This window comes from Priestia sp. J2 (genome assembly GCF_020790095.1).
In the GTDB taxonomy this organism is placed as follows: domain Bacteria; phylum Bacillota; class Bacilli; order Bacillales; family Bacillaceae_H; genus Priestia; species Priestia zanthoxyli.
Window position 1 is genome coordinate 160001 of the sequence record NZ_CP086208.1, and the last position, 17138, is coordinate 177138.

The 17138-nt window shown below is 38.3% G+C and carries 13 protein-coding genes (1 of these 13 cut by a window edge); 12 read left to right on the top strand and 1 reads right to left on the bottom strand.

All coding sequences use genetic code 11. The features are described from left to right. Positions 1-655 carry the 3' portion of an arginase gene (gene rocF, locus LJY09_RS00945; RefSeq protein ID WP_028411907.1) on the top strand. 245 nt of this gene lie to the left of the window's left edge, so the window shows 655 of its 900 coding nt (coding positions 246-900); its start codon lies off the left edge, out of view; its stop codon occupies positions 653-655. Between the two features lie 82 nt (positions 656-737). Here the strand turns inward: rocF and LJY09_RS00950 are convergent, their stop codons facing one another. Continuing rightward, on the bottom strand, positions 738-899 hold the full coding sequence (locus tag LJY09_RS00950; RefSeq protein WP_013054968.1) for an aspartyl-phosphate phosphatase Spo0E family protein: 162 nt from the start codon (positions 897-899) through the stop codon (positions 738-740). Positions 900-1063: 164 nt separating this feature from the next. On the opposite strand from LJY09_RS00950, the gene sigW reads away from it, so the two are divergent. From sigW to LJY09_RS01005, 11 genes are all read left to right on the top strand, one after another. After that, positions 1064-1627: an RNA polymerase sigma factor SigW gene (gene sigW / locus LJY09_RS00955; protein WP_013054969.1), complete on the top strand. Its 564-nt coding sequence runs from the start codon at positions 1064-1066 to the stop codon at positions 1625-1627. A gap of 14 nt (positions 1628-1641) precedes the next feature. Next, positions 1642-2247, top strand: coding sequence for an anti-sigma factor family protein (locus tag LJY09_RS00960; protein ID WP_013081391.1), 606 nt, complete (start codon positions 1642-1644; stop codon positions 2245-2247). 191 nt (positions 2248-2438) lie between these two features. Beyond that, positions 2439-3260 (top strand): diadenylate cyclase CdaA, encoded by an 822-nt coding sequence (cdaA, locus tag LJY09_RS00965; RefSeq protein WP_013054971.1) that lies wholly within the window; start codon positions 2439-2441, stop codon positions 3258-3260. Further along, entirely contained in the window at positions 3253-4809 is a 1557-nt protein-coding gene (locus LJY09_RS00970) for a CdaR family protein (RefSeq protein ID WP_028411906.1), read from the top strand. The genes cdaA and LJY09_RS00970 overlap by 8 nt, the downstream gene beginning before the upstream one ends. Before the next feature lie 28 nt (positions 4810-4837). Beyond that, the gene (glmM, locus tag LJY09_RS00975) at positions 4838-6184 is read left to right on the top strand and encodes a phosphoglucosamine mutase (protein ID WP_028411905.1); all 1347 of its coding nucleotides are present in this window, start codon (positions 4838-4840) and stop codon (positions 6182-6184) included. 430 nt (positions 6185-6614) lie between these two features. Next, entirely contained in the window at positions 6615-8417 is a 1803-nt protein-coding gene (glmS, locus tag LJY09_RS00980) for a glutamine--fructose-6-phosphate transaminase (isomerizing) (protein WP_014461996.1), read from the top strand. An 861-nt stretch (positions 8418-9278) separates the two neighbouring features. Next, positions 9279-9995, top strand: coding sequence for a YebC/PmpR family DNA-binding transcriptional regulator (locus LJY09_RS00985; protein WP_013054976.1), 717 nt, complete (start codon positions 9279-9281; stop codon positions 9993-9995). Between the two features lie 143 nt (positions 9996-10138). Beyond that, positions 10139-11707: an SH3 domain-containing protein gene (locus LJY09_RS00990; protein WP_099330569.1), complete on the top strand. Its 1569-nt coding sequence runs from the start codon at positions 10139-10141 to the stop codon at positions 11705-11707. A 160-nt stretch (positions 11708-11867) separates the two neighbouring features. Then, the gene (locus LJY09_RS00995) at positions 11868-13760 is read left to right on the top strand and encodes a PTS mannitol transporter subunit IICBA (protein WP_155010741.1); all 1893 of its coding nucleotides are present in this window, start codon (positions 11868-11870) and stop codon (positions 13758-13760) included. 60 nt (positions 13761-13820) lie between these two features. After that, positions 13821-15911 carry a BglG family transcription antiterminator gene (locus LJY09_RS01000; RefSeq protein ID WP_033580794.1) on the top strand — a complete coding sequence of 697 codons (2091 nt, stop codon included), beginning with the start codon at positions 13821-13823 and terminating at the stop codon, positions 15909-15911. Positions 15912-15916: 5 nt separating this feature from the next. After that, positions 15917-17059 carry a mannitol-1-phosphate 5-dehydrogenase gene (locus LJY09_RS01005; RefSeq protein ID WP_028411901.1) on the top strand — a complete coding sequence of 381 codons (1143 nt, stop codon included), beginning with the start codon at positions 15917-15919 and terminating at the stop codon, positions 17057-17059. Positions 17060-17138 lie beyond the last annotated feature (79 nt).

A 17138-nucleotide genomic window follows, 5' to 3' on the forward strand; every position in this document is an offset into this window, starting at 1 on the left:
AAGTGATGTTATTACAAATAAAAGGTTTCCTTTAGTGCTAGGGGGAGATCACAGCATCGCTATCGGAACACTAGCAGGAGTAAGTCGTCATTATAAAAATTTGGGTGTAATTTGGTATGATGCACATGGAGATTTAAATACAGCAGATACGTCTCCTTCCGGAAATATTCACGGTATGCCATTGGCGGCAAGTATAGGTATAGGAGACGAAGCATTGACTCGAATTGGTGGCTATGCCCCTAAAGTCAAGCCCGAGAATATTGTGATTATCGGAGCCCGTTCTTTAGATGAAGGAGAAAAAGAGCTAATAAAGGAAAAAGGAATTAAAGTGTATACGATGCATGAGATAGATCGAATGGGTATGACAAAAGTAATGGAAGAAACAATTTTATATTTGCGTGATAAAACAGATGGCGTTCATCTATCACTCGATTTAGATGGACTGGATCCACATGATGCACCTGGAGTAGGAACGCCAGTTATCGGTGGAATAAGCTACAGAGAAAGTCATTTAGCTATGGAGATGTTGGCAGAATCTCAGCTAATCACTTCTGCCGAGTTTGTGGAAGTGAATCCTATTTTAGATGAGCGGAATAAAACAGCTACCGTAGCTGTTGCATTAATGGGCTCACTTTTAGGAGAAAAATTAGTATAAAACATTATTGCCTACCAAAAGGTACATGAAACAAATGTGAAGATAAAAAAAAGAAGCTCTTAGTTCAGATTCTAGAGCTTCTTTATATAGAGAAAAACTTTTCATATTCATTTAATAGACCATCTAGCTCTGAGCTTACTCTCACCACTGTTAGTGATGATAAAGGATTTTCTGCTGCAAGAGTGACCATGTTATTTCTACATTCTTCAATTTGATTCAAAAGGTTTTCTTTTGTATGAGTCAAGCTTTCCACTCCTCTTCTTTTCATCTATACTAATTACATAACCTACGTACGATCTTTTTAAACGTATTTGACAAATTTTTGTTAAAATAATTAAGCATAAGTGAAACTTTATGATAAAGTACACGTATATATACTATCCCGCAATGGGCGGAGGTAACCGTTACATGGATTTATTATTAAAAAGAAAAATAAAAAAAGTAAAAAAAGGTGACCAGGATGCGTTTGCTGACATAGTAGAATATCACAAGGATAAACTTTTTCATCTATGTTATCGAATGCTAGGAAACCGGGAAGAAGCGCAAGACGCTGCACAAGAAGCGTTTATTCGAGCCTATGTAAATATTCATAGCTATGACACGAGTAAAAAGTTTTCCACCTGGCTATATCGAATTGCTACAAATCTTTGTATTGATCGAATTCGTAAGAAAAAGCCAGACTATTATTTAGATGCAGAAGTAGCCGGGACCGACGGGTTAAATATGTACTCTCAAATAGCTGCCGATCAGGCCTTACCAGAGGAAGAGCTAGAGCAAGTAGAATTGCAAGAATTCATTCAGTCGGAAATATTAAAGCTACCTGAGAAATATCGAACTGTCATTGTCCTAAAATATATAGATGAGCTGTCGTTAAAAGAAATCAGCGATATTTTAGACCTGCCTCTTGGTACGGTAAAGACTAGAATTCACAGAGGACGTGAAGCTTTAAGAAATCGACTTCGCCACTTGTAAGGAGTGAACTAAGAATGAAATGTCCAAAAATGTATGTAAACCTCATTCATGAGCATTTAGATGGAGATATTACAAAAGAAAATGAACTGTTATTAAAAGAGCATTTGCACCAATGCAAAGGTTGTCAGCAGCATATGCATCAGTTAAAAAGAACGATTGCATTTGTGCAAAGCACTTCTCATATAGAATTACCTATGAACTTTACAGCAGGTGTTATGGCCGGGTTACCACGTGAGAAGAATCGAATTCGAATGAATAGATGGTTTACAAACCATCCGATTCTTAGTGCAGCTGCTGTATTTGTGCTTTTAATGTCCGGCACGGTGTTTTCAGCTTGGGAAACGGATGAAGACTTTTCTGTTTCAAAGCAGCCGAACCTGGTCATTCACGATAAAACAGTCGTTGTACCAAAAGGTGAGACCGTAAAAGGTGATATTACTGTGAGAAATGGCGATATTAAAATTGAAGGAAAAGTAGATGGAAACGTTACTGTTATACATGGTGATAAGTATCTAGCTTCTGCAGGAGAAGTGACAGGCAATATTGAAGAGTTAGACAAGATTTTTGACTGGGTATGGTATAACGTCAAAACTCATGCCAAGCAAGCTGTTGACTTTTAATAGTTAAACATAAAACCGTCCGCTTATCTTGTTAGAGAGGAACAGTGGACGGTTTTATTTATATAAAAAGAAGGCTACATTATATAGGAACAAGGATTTAAAAATAAGATGTAATTTACAGTGTAATTTTGTTTTATGGTATAATAAAACGGTTATGTTATCTTTATTACATATATAGAGGAAGTGAGAAGATGCCTATTGGAGACCTGCCAATCCTCTCATATTTAGGAAAAATTGTTGATGTTCTCCTGGTATGGTTCGTCATATATAAATTAATTATGGTCATAAGAGGTACAAAAGCAGTACAGCTTTTAAAAGGAATCACGGTAATTTTAGTTGTCCGCTTTATAAGTAACTTCCTTGGACTAAATACGTTGCAATGGTTAATGGACCAAGCGTTAACGTATGGATTTTTAGCTATTATTATTATCTTCCAGCCAGAGCTGCGCCGAGCGCTTGAACAGCTTGGGAGAGGACGTTTGTTTTCACGCAGTAATTTGCCTGAAGAAGATGAACGTACCGTTACGATTGAGGCGATTATAAAAGCAACGCATTATATGGCTAAAAGACGCATAGGTGCATTGATCTCAATTGAAAGAGAGACGGGTATGGGTGATTATATTGAAACAGGTATACCGCTCAACTCTAATATTTCTTCTGAATTATTAATCAACTTATTTATACCGAATACACCACTTCATGATGGAGCGGTTATTTTACAGCGGGATCAAGTAGCCGCTGCAGCATGTTACTTACCTTTATCTGAAAGTCCTTTTATTTCAAAAGAATTAGGTACTCGCCATCGTGCTGCTGTAGGAATAAGTGAAGTAACAGATAGTGTGACTGTCATTGTATCTGAAGAAACTGGAGGCATTTCCGTTACCAAAAACGGTGAATTGTATCGTGAATTGACCATTGATACATTAAGAGAAATGCTAGAAAAAGAATTAGTCACAACTTCTAAAGCAACTTCTTCCACTCGTTGGCAATGGAGGTTGAAGAAGAATGGATAAATTGATGAATCGATCGTGGGTTATGAAAATTATCGCGTTGCTGTTAGCCTTCATGTTATATTTATCTGTTAATTTAGATGATGGTGCCAGTTCATCAAATAAAATTCTGAACCGAAGCAGTTCTGCCAACACTGGAGTAGAAACATTAACAGATGTTCCGGTTCAAGTATCCTACAATGAGAAGAACAGAATTGTAAGAGGTGTTCCGGATACGGTCATTATGACACTGGAAGGTCCTAAAAATATTTTGGCTCAAACAAAGCTACAAAAAGATTATCAAGCTTATATTGACCTTGATAATTTAAGCTTAGGGCAGCATAGAGTTAAGGTTCAGTATCGAAATATCTCTGATAATTTAAACGTAGTGGTTAAGCCTGATATTGTAAATGTAACAATTGAAGAACGCGATTCAAAACAGTTTTCAGTAGAGGCAAGCTATGATAAAAATAAGGTCAAAAATGGGTATGAAGCAGGGGAAGCAACCGTTAGCCCAAGAGCCGTCACGGTAACGGGCGCATCAAGTCAATTAGACCAAGTTGCTTATGTAAAAGCTATTATTGATTTAGATAATGCTTCAAAAACAGTGACGAAACAAGCAACTGTTGTCGCATTAGACAAGAATTTAAATAAATTGAATGTAACAGTTCAACCAGAAACGGTCAATGTAACAATCCCGGTGAAAAATATTAGTAAAAAAGTGCCGATCGATGTGATTCAAGAAGGCACGCCAGGCGACGGTGTCAACATTACGAAGCTAGAGCCTAAAACAGATACCGTGAAAATTATCGGTCCATCTGATTCTTTAGAGAAAATCGATAAAATTGATAATATTCCAGTCGATGTTACCGGTATTACGAAATCTAAAGATATTAAGGTGAATGTCCCTGTTCCAGACGGAATAGATAGTGTAAGTCCTAAACAAATTACCGTTCATGTGGAAGTAGACAAACAAGGTGATGAGAAAGACGCAGAAGAAACGGACGCAAGTGCAGCTGAGACTAAGTCATTTAAGAATTTGCCGGTTTCTTTAACTGGTCAATCCTCAAAGTACACGTATGAACTGCTTTCTCCTACTTCAGTAGATGCGGATGTAAAAGGACCAAAATCTGATTTAGATAAGTTAACGAAAAGCGGCATTAGCTTGTCAGCGAATGTAGGGAATTTATCTGCTGGGGAGCACACGGTTCCTATTATAATAAATAGTCCTGACTCTGTTACATCAACACTATCGACTAAACAGGCAAAAGTTCGTGTAACAGCGAAAAAACAATCAGGGACAAATGATGAGCAAACGGATAAAGAAACAAGTGGAAGCACGAGCGATAAAGAAACAAAGCCAGACACGGGAACTGGATCAGGATCAGGAACAAATCCTGGGACGGGAAATTCAGGTGATTCAACTGATAAACCAAGCGAAGAGACTGATACACCTGAAGACAATACAGATACACCAACAGATAATACAGAAACTGGTGACGATAGTAGTAATCAAAGTGATGAAAATTCTACACCCGTAGATGGACAGACAGATAATACATCAGGAAACTAAATGTTTTGACATGAAGGAGAGAAAATTAATGGGTAAGTATTTTGGAACAGACGGAGTACGAGGAGTTGCCAATAGTGAATTAACTCCTGAGCTTGCTTTTAAAATTGGACGCTTAGGTGGTTACGTTCTAACAAAAGATGCAGAGCGACCAAAGGTATTAATCGGACGCGATACACGCGTTTCTGGTCACATGTTAGAAGGAGCGCTTGTTGCAGGCTTGCTTTCAATTGGTGCAGAAGTTATGCGATTAGGCGTTATTTCAACTCCAGGGGTAGCGTATTTAACAAAAGCACTTGGCGCACAAGCAGGAGTCATGATCTCTGCTTCACATAACCCAGTTCAAGATAACGGAATTAAATTCTTTGGTCCAGATGGATTTAAACTGTCAGATGCACAAGAGAATGAAATTGAAGCGTTAATGGATAGTGAAACAGATCAATTACCAAGACCTGTTGGGGGAGATTTAGGTCAGGTAAATGACTACTTCGAAGGTGGACAAAAATATCTTCAATACTTAAAACAAACGGTTGATGAAGACTTCTCAGGTATTCATGTTGCATTAGACTGTGCGCACGGAGCAACGTCATCGTTAGCAGCACATTTATTTGCAGATTTAGATGCGGATATCTCTACAATGGGGGCATCACCAAACGGATTAAACATCAATGACGGTGTAGGATCTACACATCCGGAAGCATTAAGTGCCTTCTTAAAAGAAAAAGGAGCGGATGTTGGGTTAGCATTTGATGGAGACGGAGATCGTTTAATCGCAATCGATGAAAAAGGCGAGATTGTAGACGGTGATCAAATCATGTTCATTTGTGCAAAGTACTTATATGAACAAGGACGTTTAAAGAAAAATACGCTTGTTTCTACCGTTATGAGTAACTTAGGCTTCTATAAAGCACTAGAAGCTAGCGGAATTGAAAGTGCACAAACGGGTGTAGGCGACCGTTATGTAGTAGAAGAAATGAAAGCTAATCAATATAACCTAGGTGGAGAACAGTCAGGTCATATTATTTTCTTAGATTACAACACAACAGGTGACGGTATGCTTTCAGCTATTCAGCTTGTAAACATTATGCAAGCAACGAAAAAGCCTTTATCAGAATTAGCAGCTGAAATGAAGAAGTATCCTCAGCTTCTTGTAAATGTAAAAGTAACGGATAAGCATCATGTTACAGATAACGAGAAGGTAAAAGTGGTTATTGAAGAAGTGGAAAAAGAAATGAACGGTAATGGCCGAGTACTTGTACGCCCTTCAGGAACAGAGCCGTTAGTACGTGTTATGGTTGAAGCACAAACACAAGAAGAATGTGAAACTTATGTAACGCGTATCGTAGAAGTGGTAAAAGAAGAAATGGGCTTAGAGTAATTCATTAATTATATGCATAAGCGGTGACGTTTCAAGCTGCTTATGCATATTTTTATATTGTTGAGAAAAATTCTTGGAAATTATCTGATGCTAAAGGCTGTTTTTACAGATAGTAAAGAAGATAATTGACGTTTTCTCACTTCTTATTGTAATATTAAATCTGTTCGTCTCTTAATTTATGTAAAGGAGTGAACAATCTATTTTAAAAGTGAATACAAAGCGCCTGAACTAAGTAAAGGGACGGAAACGACTTAGTTGACGAGGAGGAGGTTTATCGAAGTATCGGCGGATGCCTCCCGGTTGTTGATTATCACGGCCGAAAACTTGATGTGAAAAACAATGAGGTGACTTATTGGACAAAAGCATTGAGATGATAATCATTGATGATGAAAAGAGACTCTCTTTTCATACATGAAGGAGGATTTTATCTATGTGCGGAATTGTAGGATATATTGGAACAGAAGATTCGAAAGAAATTTTATTACGTGGTCTTGAAAAGTTAGAATATCGTGGTTATGACTCAGCAGGTATTGCAGTTGTTAACAATGAAGGCGTACACGTATTCAAAGAAAAAGGCCGTATTGCAGAATTGCGTCAGGCAGTAGATAACAGTGTTGTAGCACCAGCAGGTATCGGTCATACGCGTTGGGCAACTCATGGTGTACCAAGCCAAGAAAATGCTCACCCGCATCAAAGTACATCTGGACGCTTCACGCTTGTGCATAATGGTGTAATTGAAAACTACGCTATTTTAAAACGTGAATATTTACAAGATGTAACGTTCAAAAGCGAAACGGATACAGAAGTAATCGTTCAGTTAATTGAAAAAATCGCAGCAGAAGGCTTAGATGTAGAAGAAGCGTTCCGCAAGACAGTAAGTTTGCTTCACGGTTCTTATGCACTAGCTCTTGTTGATAACGAAGATAAAAATACAATCTACGTAGCTAAAAACAAAAGCCCGCTTCTTGTAGGTGTTGGCGAAGGATTTAACGTTGTAGCAAGCGATGCTATGGCAATGCTTCAAGTAACAGATCAGTACGTAGAATTAATGGATAAAGAAACAGTAATTGTTACAAAAGAAGGCGTAACAATTAAAACGCTTGATGGTGAAGTGGTAGAAAGAGCACCTTACACAGCAGAGCTTGATGCAAGTGATATTGAAAAAGGTACGTACCCTCACTATATGTTAAAAGAAATTGATGAGCAGCCTTTAGTTGTTCGTAAAATCATTCAAGAGTATCAAAATGAAAACAATGAACTGCACATTGATGCAGACATTTTAGGAGCAATGGATGAAGCAGACCGCATCTATATCGTAGCATGTGGAACAAGCTATCATGCAGGCCTAGTAGGTAAACAATTCATTGAAACGTGGGCGAAGGTTCCGGTAGAAGTGCACGTAGCAAGTGAATTCTCTTACAACATGCCGCTTTTATCTGAAAAGCCACTGTTTATCTTTATTTCTCAAAGTGGAGAAACAGCTGACAGCCGTGCAGTATTAGTTCAAATTAAAGAACTAGGTTACAAAGCGTTAACAATCACAAACGTTCCGGGATCAACATTATCTCGTGAATCTGATTATACGTTATTACTTCATGCAGGTCCGGAAATTGCTGTAGCATCAACAAAGGCTTATACAGCTCAATTAGCAGTCCTATCAATTCTAGCGGCTGTAACAGCAAAAACACGCGGCATTGAATTAGAATTTGATTTAGTTCAAGAGTTAGCAATCGTAGCAAACACAATGGAAGTACTTTGCGACGACAAAGAAGAAATGGAAAGCATTGCTCTTCAATTCTTAGCAACAACTCGCAACGCATTCTTTATTGGACGTTCTGTTGATTATTATGTAGGTTTAGAAGGCGCGTTAAAACTAAAAGAAATCTCTTACATTCAAGCAGAAGGATTTGCTGGAGGAGAGCTTAAGCACGGAACAATCGCTTTAATTGAAAACAACACGCCAATTATTGCATTAGCAACACAAGAACATGTAAACTTAAGCATCCGTGGTAACGTAAAAGAAGTAGTAGCACGTGGAGCTAATCCTTGTATCATTTCAATGAAAGGATTAGAAACAGAAGAAGATCGCTACGTGATTCCGAAAGTTCACGAAACACTTTCACCACTAGCAGCGGTTATTCCTTTACAATTAATCTCTTACTACGCTGCATTGCACCGCGATTGCGATGTAGATAAACCACGTAACTTAGCAAAATCAGTTACTGTAGAATAATAAGGTTCTAGACACCCTTCTATTATAGAAGGGTGTTTTTGTATATAATTCTCATTGAGCTAAAAAATATATTTGCTTGCTTCATTTATTTTATATAATAGAGTAGGTAAATGAATGAAACTCATTTATAAAAAAGGAAGTGAAAAGTATTAGTGGAGTAGCTCAAAGTATAAAGTACGTGTTGCGAGGCATCTTTTTTGTCTTGTATTTTCCCTTTTATTTTGTATTTCAAATTTTGTGTAAGATATGGATATATTTTATCGCTAAGCCCCTCATATGGATAGGAACAAGAATTATTCAACCTGTCATTGATTTCATTTGGAGATACATTATACGTTTTTTATTCGTTTATCCTATTTCTTGGCTATGGAGTGTCCTCATCTATCCTTTTATTCTCTTCGTTTGGAAACGATGTTTTTTGCCTATAACTAGATTTATATGGAAGTATGTTTTATACCCTGTTTTATACATGGTTTGTTACCCTTGTTATCTTCTATGGAAATATGTTGTGCTGCCATTTTACAATGAAATTGTTATTCCCGTGGTTTCATTTTGTCAGCGTATATTCTTCTGTTTTTGGAAAGGAGTTAAGTGGATCATAATTAATATGATCTACTATCCCCTACGGTGGATTTGGGTGAGATGTATATACAAACCGCTGAAAAAAGTATATACAAAAATCATTCAGCCTGTTATCAAATGGTTTTCTCATTTATTTAGTTAACGAAATATACCAAAAGATTGCTTGTCTTTTTTAGGTATTAAACTCGAAAGATAAGAGGGAATTGATGTATAATAAAAACGGATATATCATTGCCTATTTATTTTATTAGATTCAATTTTGAAAGAGAGTGAAACAATATGGGCCGTAAGTGGAACAATATTAAAGAAAAGAAAGCGTCAAAAGATGCTAATACAAGTCGTATATATGCCAAGTTTGGCCGTGAGATTTATGTGGCTGCAAAACAAGGTGAGCCAGATCCAGAATCAAACCAAGCGTTAAAAGTTGTATTAGAACGCGCGAAAACATACAATGTGCCAAAAGCAATTATTGACCGTGCCATTGAAAAAGCAAAGGGCGGTTCAGAAGAAAATTACGATAATCTTCGTTACGAAGGTTTTGGACCAAATGGCTCAATGGTTATCGTAGATGCTCTTACGAATAACGTAAACAGAACAGCTTCAGACGTGCGTGCTGCCTTTGGTAAAAACGGCGGTAATATGGGAGTAAGCGGATCAGTAGCGTATATGTTTGATCCAACAGCTGTTATTGGTGTAGAAGGTAAAGATGAAGAAGAGACGCTAGAACTGTTAATGGAAGCAGATGTAGACGTGCGTGACATTTTAGAAGAAGAAGATTCTGTAATTGTTTATGCTGATCCGGATCAATTCCATGCGGTACAAAAAGCGTTCAACGATGCTGGTATTACGGAATTTACAGTAGCTGAGCAAACGATGCTTGCTCAAAATGATGTAACTCTTCCTGAAGATGCACAAGCTCAGTTTGAAAAAATGATTGATGCATTAGAGGACTTAGAAGATGTGCAGCAAGTATATCACAACGTTGATTTAGGATAATAGTGAAAGAGGCAGACCTATCAAAGAGGTCTGTCTTTTTTTATAGGCCGTGTGAAAAGCATCTATTGACCCTTTCCCTTCGTTTGGAATATGGTAAGATAATGAATTAAGAATAGAAAATAGTAGAATTTTATAAGGAATAAATGGAGGGAAAGCAGTTGAAAAAATTAATGGTGGGGATGGCGTTAACAGCTACGCTTGCAACGGCTGTAACGCCTGGCTTTGGCTCAATTGGGGGAAATCAAGAAAAGGCATATGCAGCAACAGTTACATATAAAGTAACGGCAAGCAAGCTAAATGTGAGAAGCGGAGCGGGAACGAATTACGGGATTATCGGCAGCGTAGTAAAAGATCAAACACTATCTGTGGTGAGCAAAAGCGGAAGCTGGTACAAAATTAACTATAACGGCCGCACAGGCTATGTAAGCAGCGATTATGTACAGTCATCAGGAACAACAGCGCCACCAGCAGAAAGCACAACGTATACAGTAACGGCAAGCACGCTGAATGTAAGAAGCGGAGCGGGCACCAACTACGCATCTATAGGAAGTGTGACAAAAGGCCAGAAGCTGTCTGTGATGAGCAAAAGCGGAAGCTGGTACAAAATTAACTACAACGGCCGCACGGGCTACGTAAGCAGCGATTATGTACAAGCATCGGGAACAACAACGGCCCCAACAACGTCACCAGCAGAAAGCACAACGTACACAGTAACGGCGAGCACGCTGAACGTAAGAAGCGGAGCAGGCACCAACTACGCATCTATAGGAAGTGTGACAAAAGGCCAGAAGCTGTCTGTGGTGAGCAAAAGCGGAAGCTGGTACAAAATTAACTACAACGGCCGCACGGGCTACGTAAGCAGCGATTATGTACAAGCATCGGGAACAACAACGGCCCCAACAACGCCACCAGCAGAAAGCACAACGTACACAGTAACGGCGAGCACGCTGAACGTAAGAAGCGGAGCAGGCACCAACTACGCATCTATAGGAAGTGTGACAAAAGGCCAGAAGCTGTCTGTGGTGAGCAAAAGCGGAAGCTGGTACAAAATTAACTATAACGGCCGCACAGGCTATGTAAGCAGTGACTATGTACAGGCTTCAGCTACAGCGTCTCCAAAGCTCGTAGTCGATTCTTTTAAAACGTTAGGCAACGCTCAGCAAGTCATCTTGGTTACAGCAGATAACTACGATACGAAGTCTGCTAAAATTCAAACATTTGAAAAAGTTGATGGAAAATGGAAGCAAGTTTTAACTGCGAACGGTGTACTTGGACAAAAAGGATTCGCTTTAGCGAAAAAAGAAGGAGATATGGAGTCTCCGACAGGGAAATATACAATTGGCACAGCATTCGGACGCTATGCAAATCCTGGAACTAAGCTTCCATATCGAAAGATTACATCAAATGATGTGTGGGTAGACGATTCAAAAAGCTCTCTGTATAATACGTGGCAGCAAAAGCCAGCGAATGGCCGCTGGACGAGCGCTGAGAACATGGATATCCCGGCTTATGATTATGGGTTTGTCATTAATTATAATGAATCTAGAACCCCAGGAAAGGGAAGTGCAATCTTCTTTCATGTAGGAACAAATTATACAGCAGGATGTACGGCCACTTCTAAAGAACAAGTTGTCTCTATTTTAAAATGGTTAAATCCAGAGAAAAATCCAGTTATTATTCAATCTCCTGTAAGTGAATTAGATAAATATTAAGTTAGAAAGCAGCTGAACTCGTGTAATTCAGCTGCTTTTTTATGTAATTAAAAGCTTTGTCCGTCTGTGGTACGACAAAGTTAGTTTTCCTATTCATTGAATGAAAGCGTTTAATCTCTTACGATTAAAGTATCATCACGTAGAGAAAGGAAGAGAGCAAATGGCTCAATCTAATATAAAAGTAGCTGTACAAAAATTTGGGAACTTTCTAAGTTCAATGGTTATGCCAAATATCGGAGCATTTATTGCATGGGGACTTATTACTGCTTTATTTATTCCAACAGGCTTTTTTCCAAATGAAAGCCTTGCCAAACTAGTGGATCCAATGGTCAAGTATTTGCTTCCGCTGCTAATCGGCTACACAGGAGGAAAGCTTGTACACGATCAGCGCGGAGGCGTTGTAGGTGCTATCGCGACCATGGGCGTCATTGTTGGATCTGATATTCCGATGTTTCTAGGCGCTATGATTATGGGGCCGCTGGGCGGTTATATCATCAAGAAGTTTGACCAGTTTATTGAAGGTAAAGTCAAAACAGGATTTGAGATGTTAATTAATAATTTCTCAGCAGGTATTCTTGGAGGAATTCTAGCGATTCTAGCCTTTTTAGGAGTTAGCCCAGCTGTGGACGGATTTACAGGTGCACTTGTAGTGGGTGTAGATTGGATGGTTGCACATGGCCTTCTTCCTCTTACAAGTATTTTAATTGAACCAGCTAAAATTTTATTCTTAAACAATGCCATTAATCACGGCATTTTATCTCCGATTGGAGCAGAACAAATTCGAACAAACGGACAGTCCATTCTATTGTTATTAGAAACAAATCCTGGTCCGGGATTAGGAATTCTGTTAGCGTATTGCTTCTTTGGAAAAGGAACAGCAAAACAGTCAGCACCGGGAGCGGCCATCATTCATTTTATTGGCGGAATTCACGAAATTTACTTCCCTTACGTTTTAATGCGTCCTCTTCTAATCATTGCGGCTATTTTAGGAGGAATGAGCGGAGTATTTACATTTGTTCTTTTAGGAGGAGGCTTACAAGCCGTTGCTTCACCAGGAAGTATTTTGGCTATTTTAGCTGCTACACCAGGTAATGCAGGCAGCTATGTTGCAAATATCTCAGGTGTTCTTGTTGCAGCCGTCGTATCGTTTATTGTAGGTTCGTTAATTTTAAAAACGGGCAAGCAAACAGAAGATTTGGACGAAGCAGCTCGCAAAATGCAAGAGATGAAGGGCAAGAAGAGCTCTGTAGCAGGAAGCTTTACAAAACAGCAAGGCGAAGTACCAGCAAGCGTTCAAAAAATTGTTTTTGCCTGTGACGCAGGTATGGGATCGAGTGCAATGGGCGCCTCTCTTCTTCGCAAGAAAGTTAAACAAGCAGATTTAAATATTTCGGTAACAAATACAGCTATCAGTAATATTCCAAGTGATGCTCAAATCGTTATTACACAGGAAGAGCTAACGCCAAGAGCTCAAAACAAAGTTCCAGATGCGTATCATATCTCGGTGGATAACTTTCTATCTAGCCCGGAATATGACAAACTAATTGATCAACTAAAAAATGATCATACTACTTCTAAGGCGGAAGAAGAAAAGAATGTATCTGCAGAAAACTATACAGATAGTAATGATGGTTTATTAAAAGAAGAAAACGTTTTCTTGAATCAGCACTTTTCTTCTAAGGAAGAAGCAATTCGATTTGCAGGAAGTGTGTTAGTAAAAGGCGGATATGTAGAAGAAAACTATGTTGAAGCGATGATTGAGCGAGACAATATGACTTCTACTTATATGGGAAATGACGTAGCGATTCCGCACGGTACCGAAGAAGCGAAAAAGAACGTTTTAAGATCAGGTTTTACAGTAATTCAAGTTCCAGAAGGCGTTGATTTTGATGGTGAGAAAGTTCGTTTGATTTTCGGAATTGCCGGAAAAGACGGCACCCATTTAGAAATTTTATCTGGTATCGCGATTACATGTTCTGATATGAACAATATTGAAAAGATGGTTCATGCCAAATCAGCTAAAGAATTAATGGCTATTATTCAAAGTAACTAACGGGATAGAAAGGCATGAGGATGCCTTTTTATCCTTTGTTTATAAATAAGAAAAGAGTTGATGTTCTTGTTTATTACTTCAAGAGAAAAATCAATCATTGAGTTAATTATTAAAACGGCAGGAAAGCATACAGCACTTACACTTGCTACTTTTTTGAATGTAAGTGTAAGAACCGTTCACCGAGATTTGAAGGCAATTGAATCAATACTTGAAAAATTTGATTTAAAGCTGATTCGTACACAAGATGAAGGACTAATGATTGAAGGTAAAAATGAACAAATTTTTCGTCTTATCCAAGAGCTGATGAAGATTAAAACGACGGATCAGTCTCCACAGGAAAGAAAATTAATTCTTTTAATTCTTCTTCTAGAAGAAGGAGATTCATTTAAATTACAAACGCTGGCTAAAGACTTAGAAGTAAGTATTACTACACTAACTGCTTATCTAGATGAATTAACAGAGTGGTTAACCACATTTGACGTTTTCCTTCATCGAAAGAGAGGGGTCGGAGTAGAGGTTCAAGCTACTGAAGCCAATAAACGGAACGCATTAGCCAATTATTTTCTTGTCCACTTTAATGAAGAGTTAATTGAATGTTTGTTTCTAGTAGAAAATCACCAGCATACGGATGAAACGATTTTGCATTATTTTTATCCGAATTATTTAGCAGAAGTAGACCGAATTGTACATCAAGCGATTAATCAGCATCATTCTAAGCTGGCTGACAGCGATTATATAGGGCTCATTGTTCATATTTGCATTATGATACAGCGAACGAAAAAGCAAATGTATCTAGAAGACGACGGCGGCCAAACGGAAGAGCTGGCGAGTGAACTGTTCTTAATGAAGGATATTTGCCGCGAAATTGAACGGGTATTTTCTCTTTCTTTCACGGAAAAAGATATTCATTTCTTAGCAGTACGGCTGCGTGCAGCTAAGTTCCAAACTACTAGAGACGTATATTACGACAGCGTAGTGGTTGGGCAGATTATTAAGAATATGATTTCTCATGTTTCTGTTCAGCTTAACACCGACTTGACCGGTGATTTTTCCCTTTACCAAGGGCTGCTTGCTCATATGGAACCGGCAATTTTTCGTCTTAAGCAAAAAATGGAGCTTTTTAATCCATTAACGGAAGAGATTAAGAAAAAGTATCCTGTTTTATTTATGGCTGTGAGAAACAGTATCGATCAAGAGCTGCCGGATTTAGTTTTTCCAGATGATGAAGTGGCATATCTTGTTTTGCATTTCGGTTCAACGCTAGTGCTAAAAGAAGAAGTCATGGAAATTCAGGCACTGATTGTCTGTCCAACTGGAATCGGCACTTCGAAAATGTTAGCTAGCCGTATTCGTAAAGAGATTCCGGAGATTAATTCAGTTGTCATTAAGTCGGTAAAAGAAATCAAAGAAGCGGCGCTTGAAGGGTATGACGTAGTGATTTCAACAGTAAGACTTCCTTTTTTAAATGTCGATTACATTTTAGTCAATCCACTCTTAACCGAAGAGGATATTCAGTCCGTTCAGAATTTTTTACAGAAAAACATTCAAAAGTTAACCAAAGATAAGGGCTATCGTTCGTTCCAATATAAAAATAAGACCGTCTCTACACAAAAACCGTCTTTTGAGGAAACGATGAAGCAAATTAAAGATGTGCATGGAAGTATCGAATCAATTCTTCAAAACCTTAGAATGTATCGATTTTCGGATGCAGTGAGTCATGATCAAGTGATTTCGCACGTAGTAAAAGCAGCTGAAAAAGAACGTTTAATAACCAATGCCAGCTGCGTTATTGATCAGCTTAAGGAACGAGAAAACAAAGGCGGTTTAGGTATTCCGCAAACGAGTATGGCACTGTTCCATTGCCGTGAACATCACGTGAAAGAGCTGATTTTTCAAGTTTCACATTTAGAGCAGCCTTGCACAGTTAAAGGTATGGACGGAACAAACATGCAGGCGCGTAACCTTCTATTAATGCTAGCACCTGAGGAGTTAAGTGAAGTACAGCAAGAAATCTTAAGTTTAATTAGTACAAGTTTAATTGAAGATCATGAAGCAATGATGGTTTTTTCGTCTTCGAACGAAGAGATAATTCGCAAAAGGCTAGAGGATACGTTTCATGAGTACCTTCGAAATAATTTGATAAAGGAATGATTTTTGTGAAACAAGCAGTTCATTTTGGAGCAGGTAATATTGGGCGAGGATTTATTGGGGCATTATTTTCTCAAAGCAACTATCACGTTACATTCGTAGATATTGCTGAAAAGATTATTAATCAGTTAAACACAGATGAAGGGTATAACGTAATAACAGCCGCAGAGCACCCAGAGACATTAGCTGTTCAAAACGTATCTGGTTTAAATAATCTGACGCAAGAACAAGCAGTCATTAAAGCGATTAAAGAAGCAACGTACATTACGACAGCCATCGGACCGAACGTTCTGCCTCGCATTGCTCCTTTAATTGCTAAAGGTTTGGCTGAGCGTGTGAAAACAAGCGACGAAAAGGTATATATTATTGCATGTGAAAATCAAATCTCTGCGACAGATTTATTAAAAGGCTATATTTTTGATGCGCTGGATGAAGAGACAAAAGCTCATATGGTAAATAAGGTCTTTTTCTTCAATTCAGCTGTAGATCGTATCGTACCTCTTCAACACAACCAAGGTTCGCTTGATGTTTTAGTAGAATCCTATTATGAATGGGTAGTAGAGGCACCTGAAAATATTCCTTTTGTAGAAGGAATGACGATTGTGCCTGACCTTGCTCCTTTTATTGAAAGAAAGCTATTTACAGTAAATACAGGACATGCGGTGATTGCATATTTTGGTTATTTAAAAGGAAAAGAAACGATTGATCAAACGTTAAGAGATTCAGATATTTACCAACAAGTACAGCAAACGCTACGAGAAACAGGAGACTATCTAATTAAAAGATATGACTTAGATAGAGAGGAACACGAAGCCTACATCGTAAAAATTATTGAGCGCTTTAAGAATCCTCATTTAAATGATTCAGTTAAACGGGTAGGAAGAGCGCCAATTCGCAAGCTTGGACCTCAGGATCGTTTGATTCGTCCAGCGCTAGAAGCAAAAAAAGCGGGCCTTTCTTATACCCACTTAGCGAAGGCCATCGCTGCTGCGCTTCTATTTGACCCGCAAGAAGATAAAGAGGCTATGAAGCTTCAAGCGAATATTCATGAGTATGGTATTGAGTATGTGTTAAAAGAGGTCAGTGGGTTAGAGGCAAGTAATAATTTAACAAAAGAAATCATTGCTCAATATAATGCTTTAAAATCGTAAATGACTCTAATACGTGTAAACAGTCCATTTTAAATGGGCTGTTTTTCTTTTTGTAGAAAGGGAATGTTTGTGTATAGGA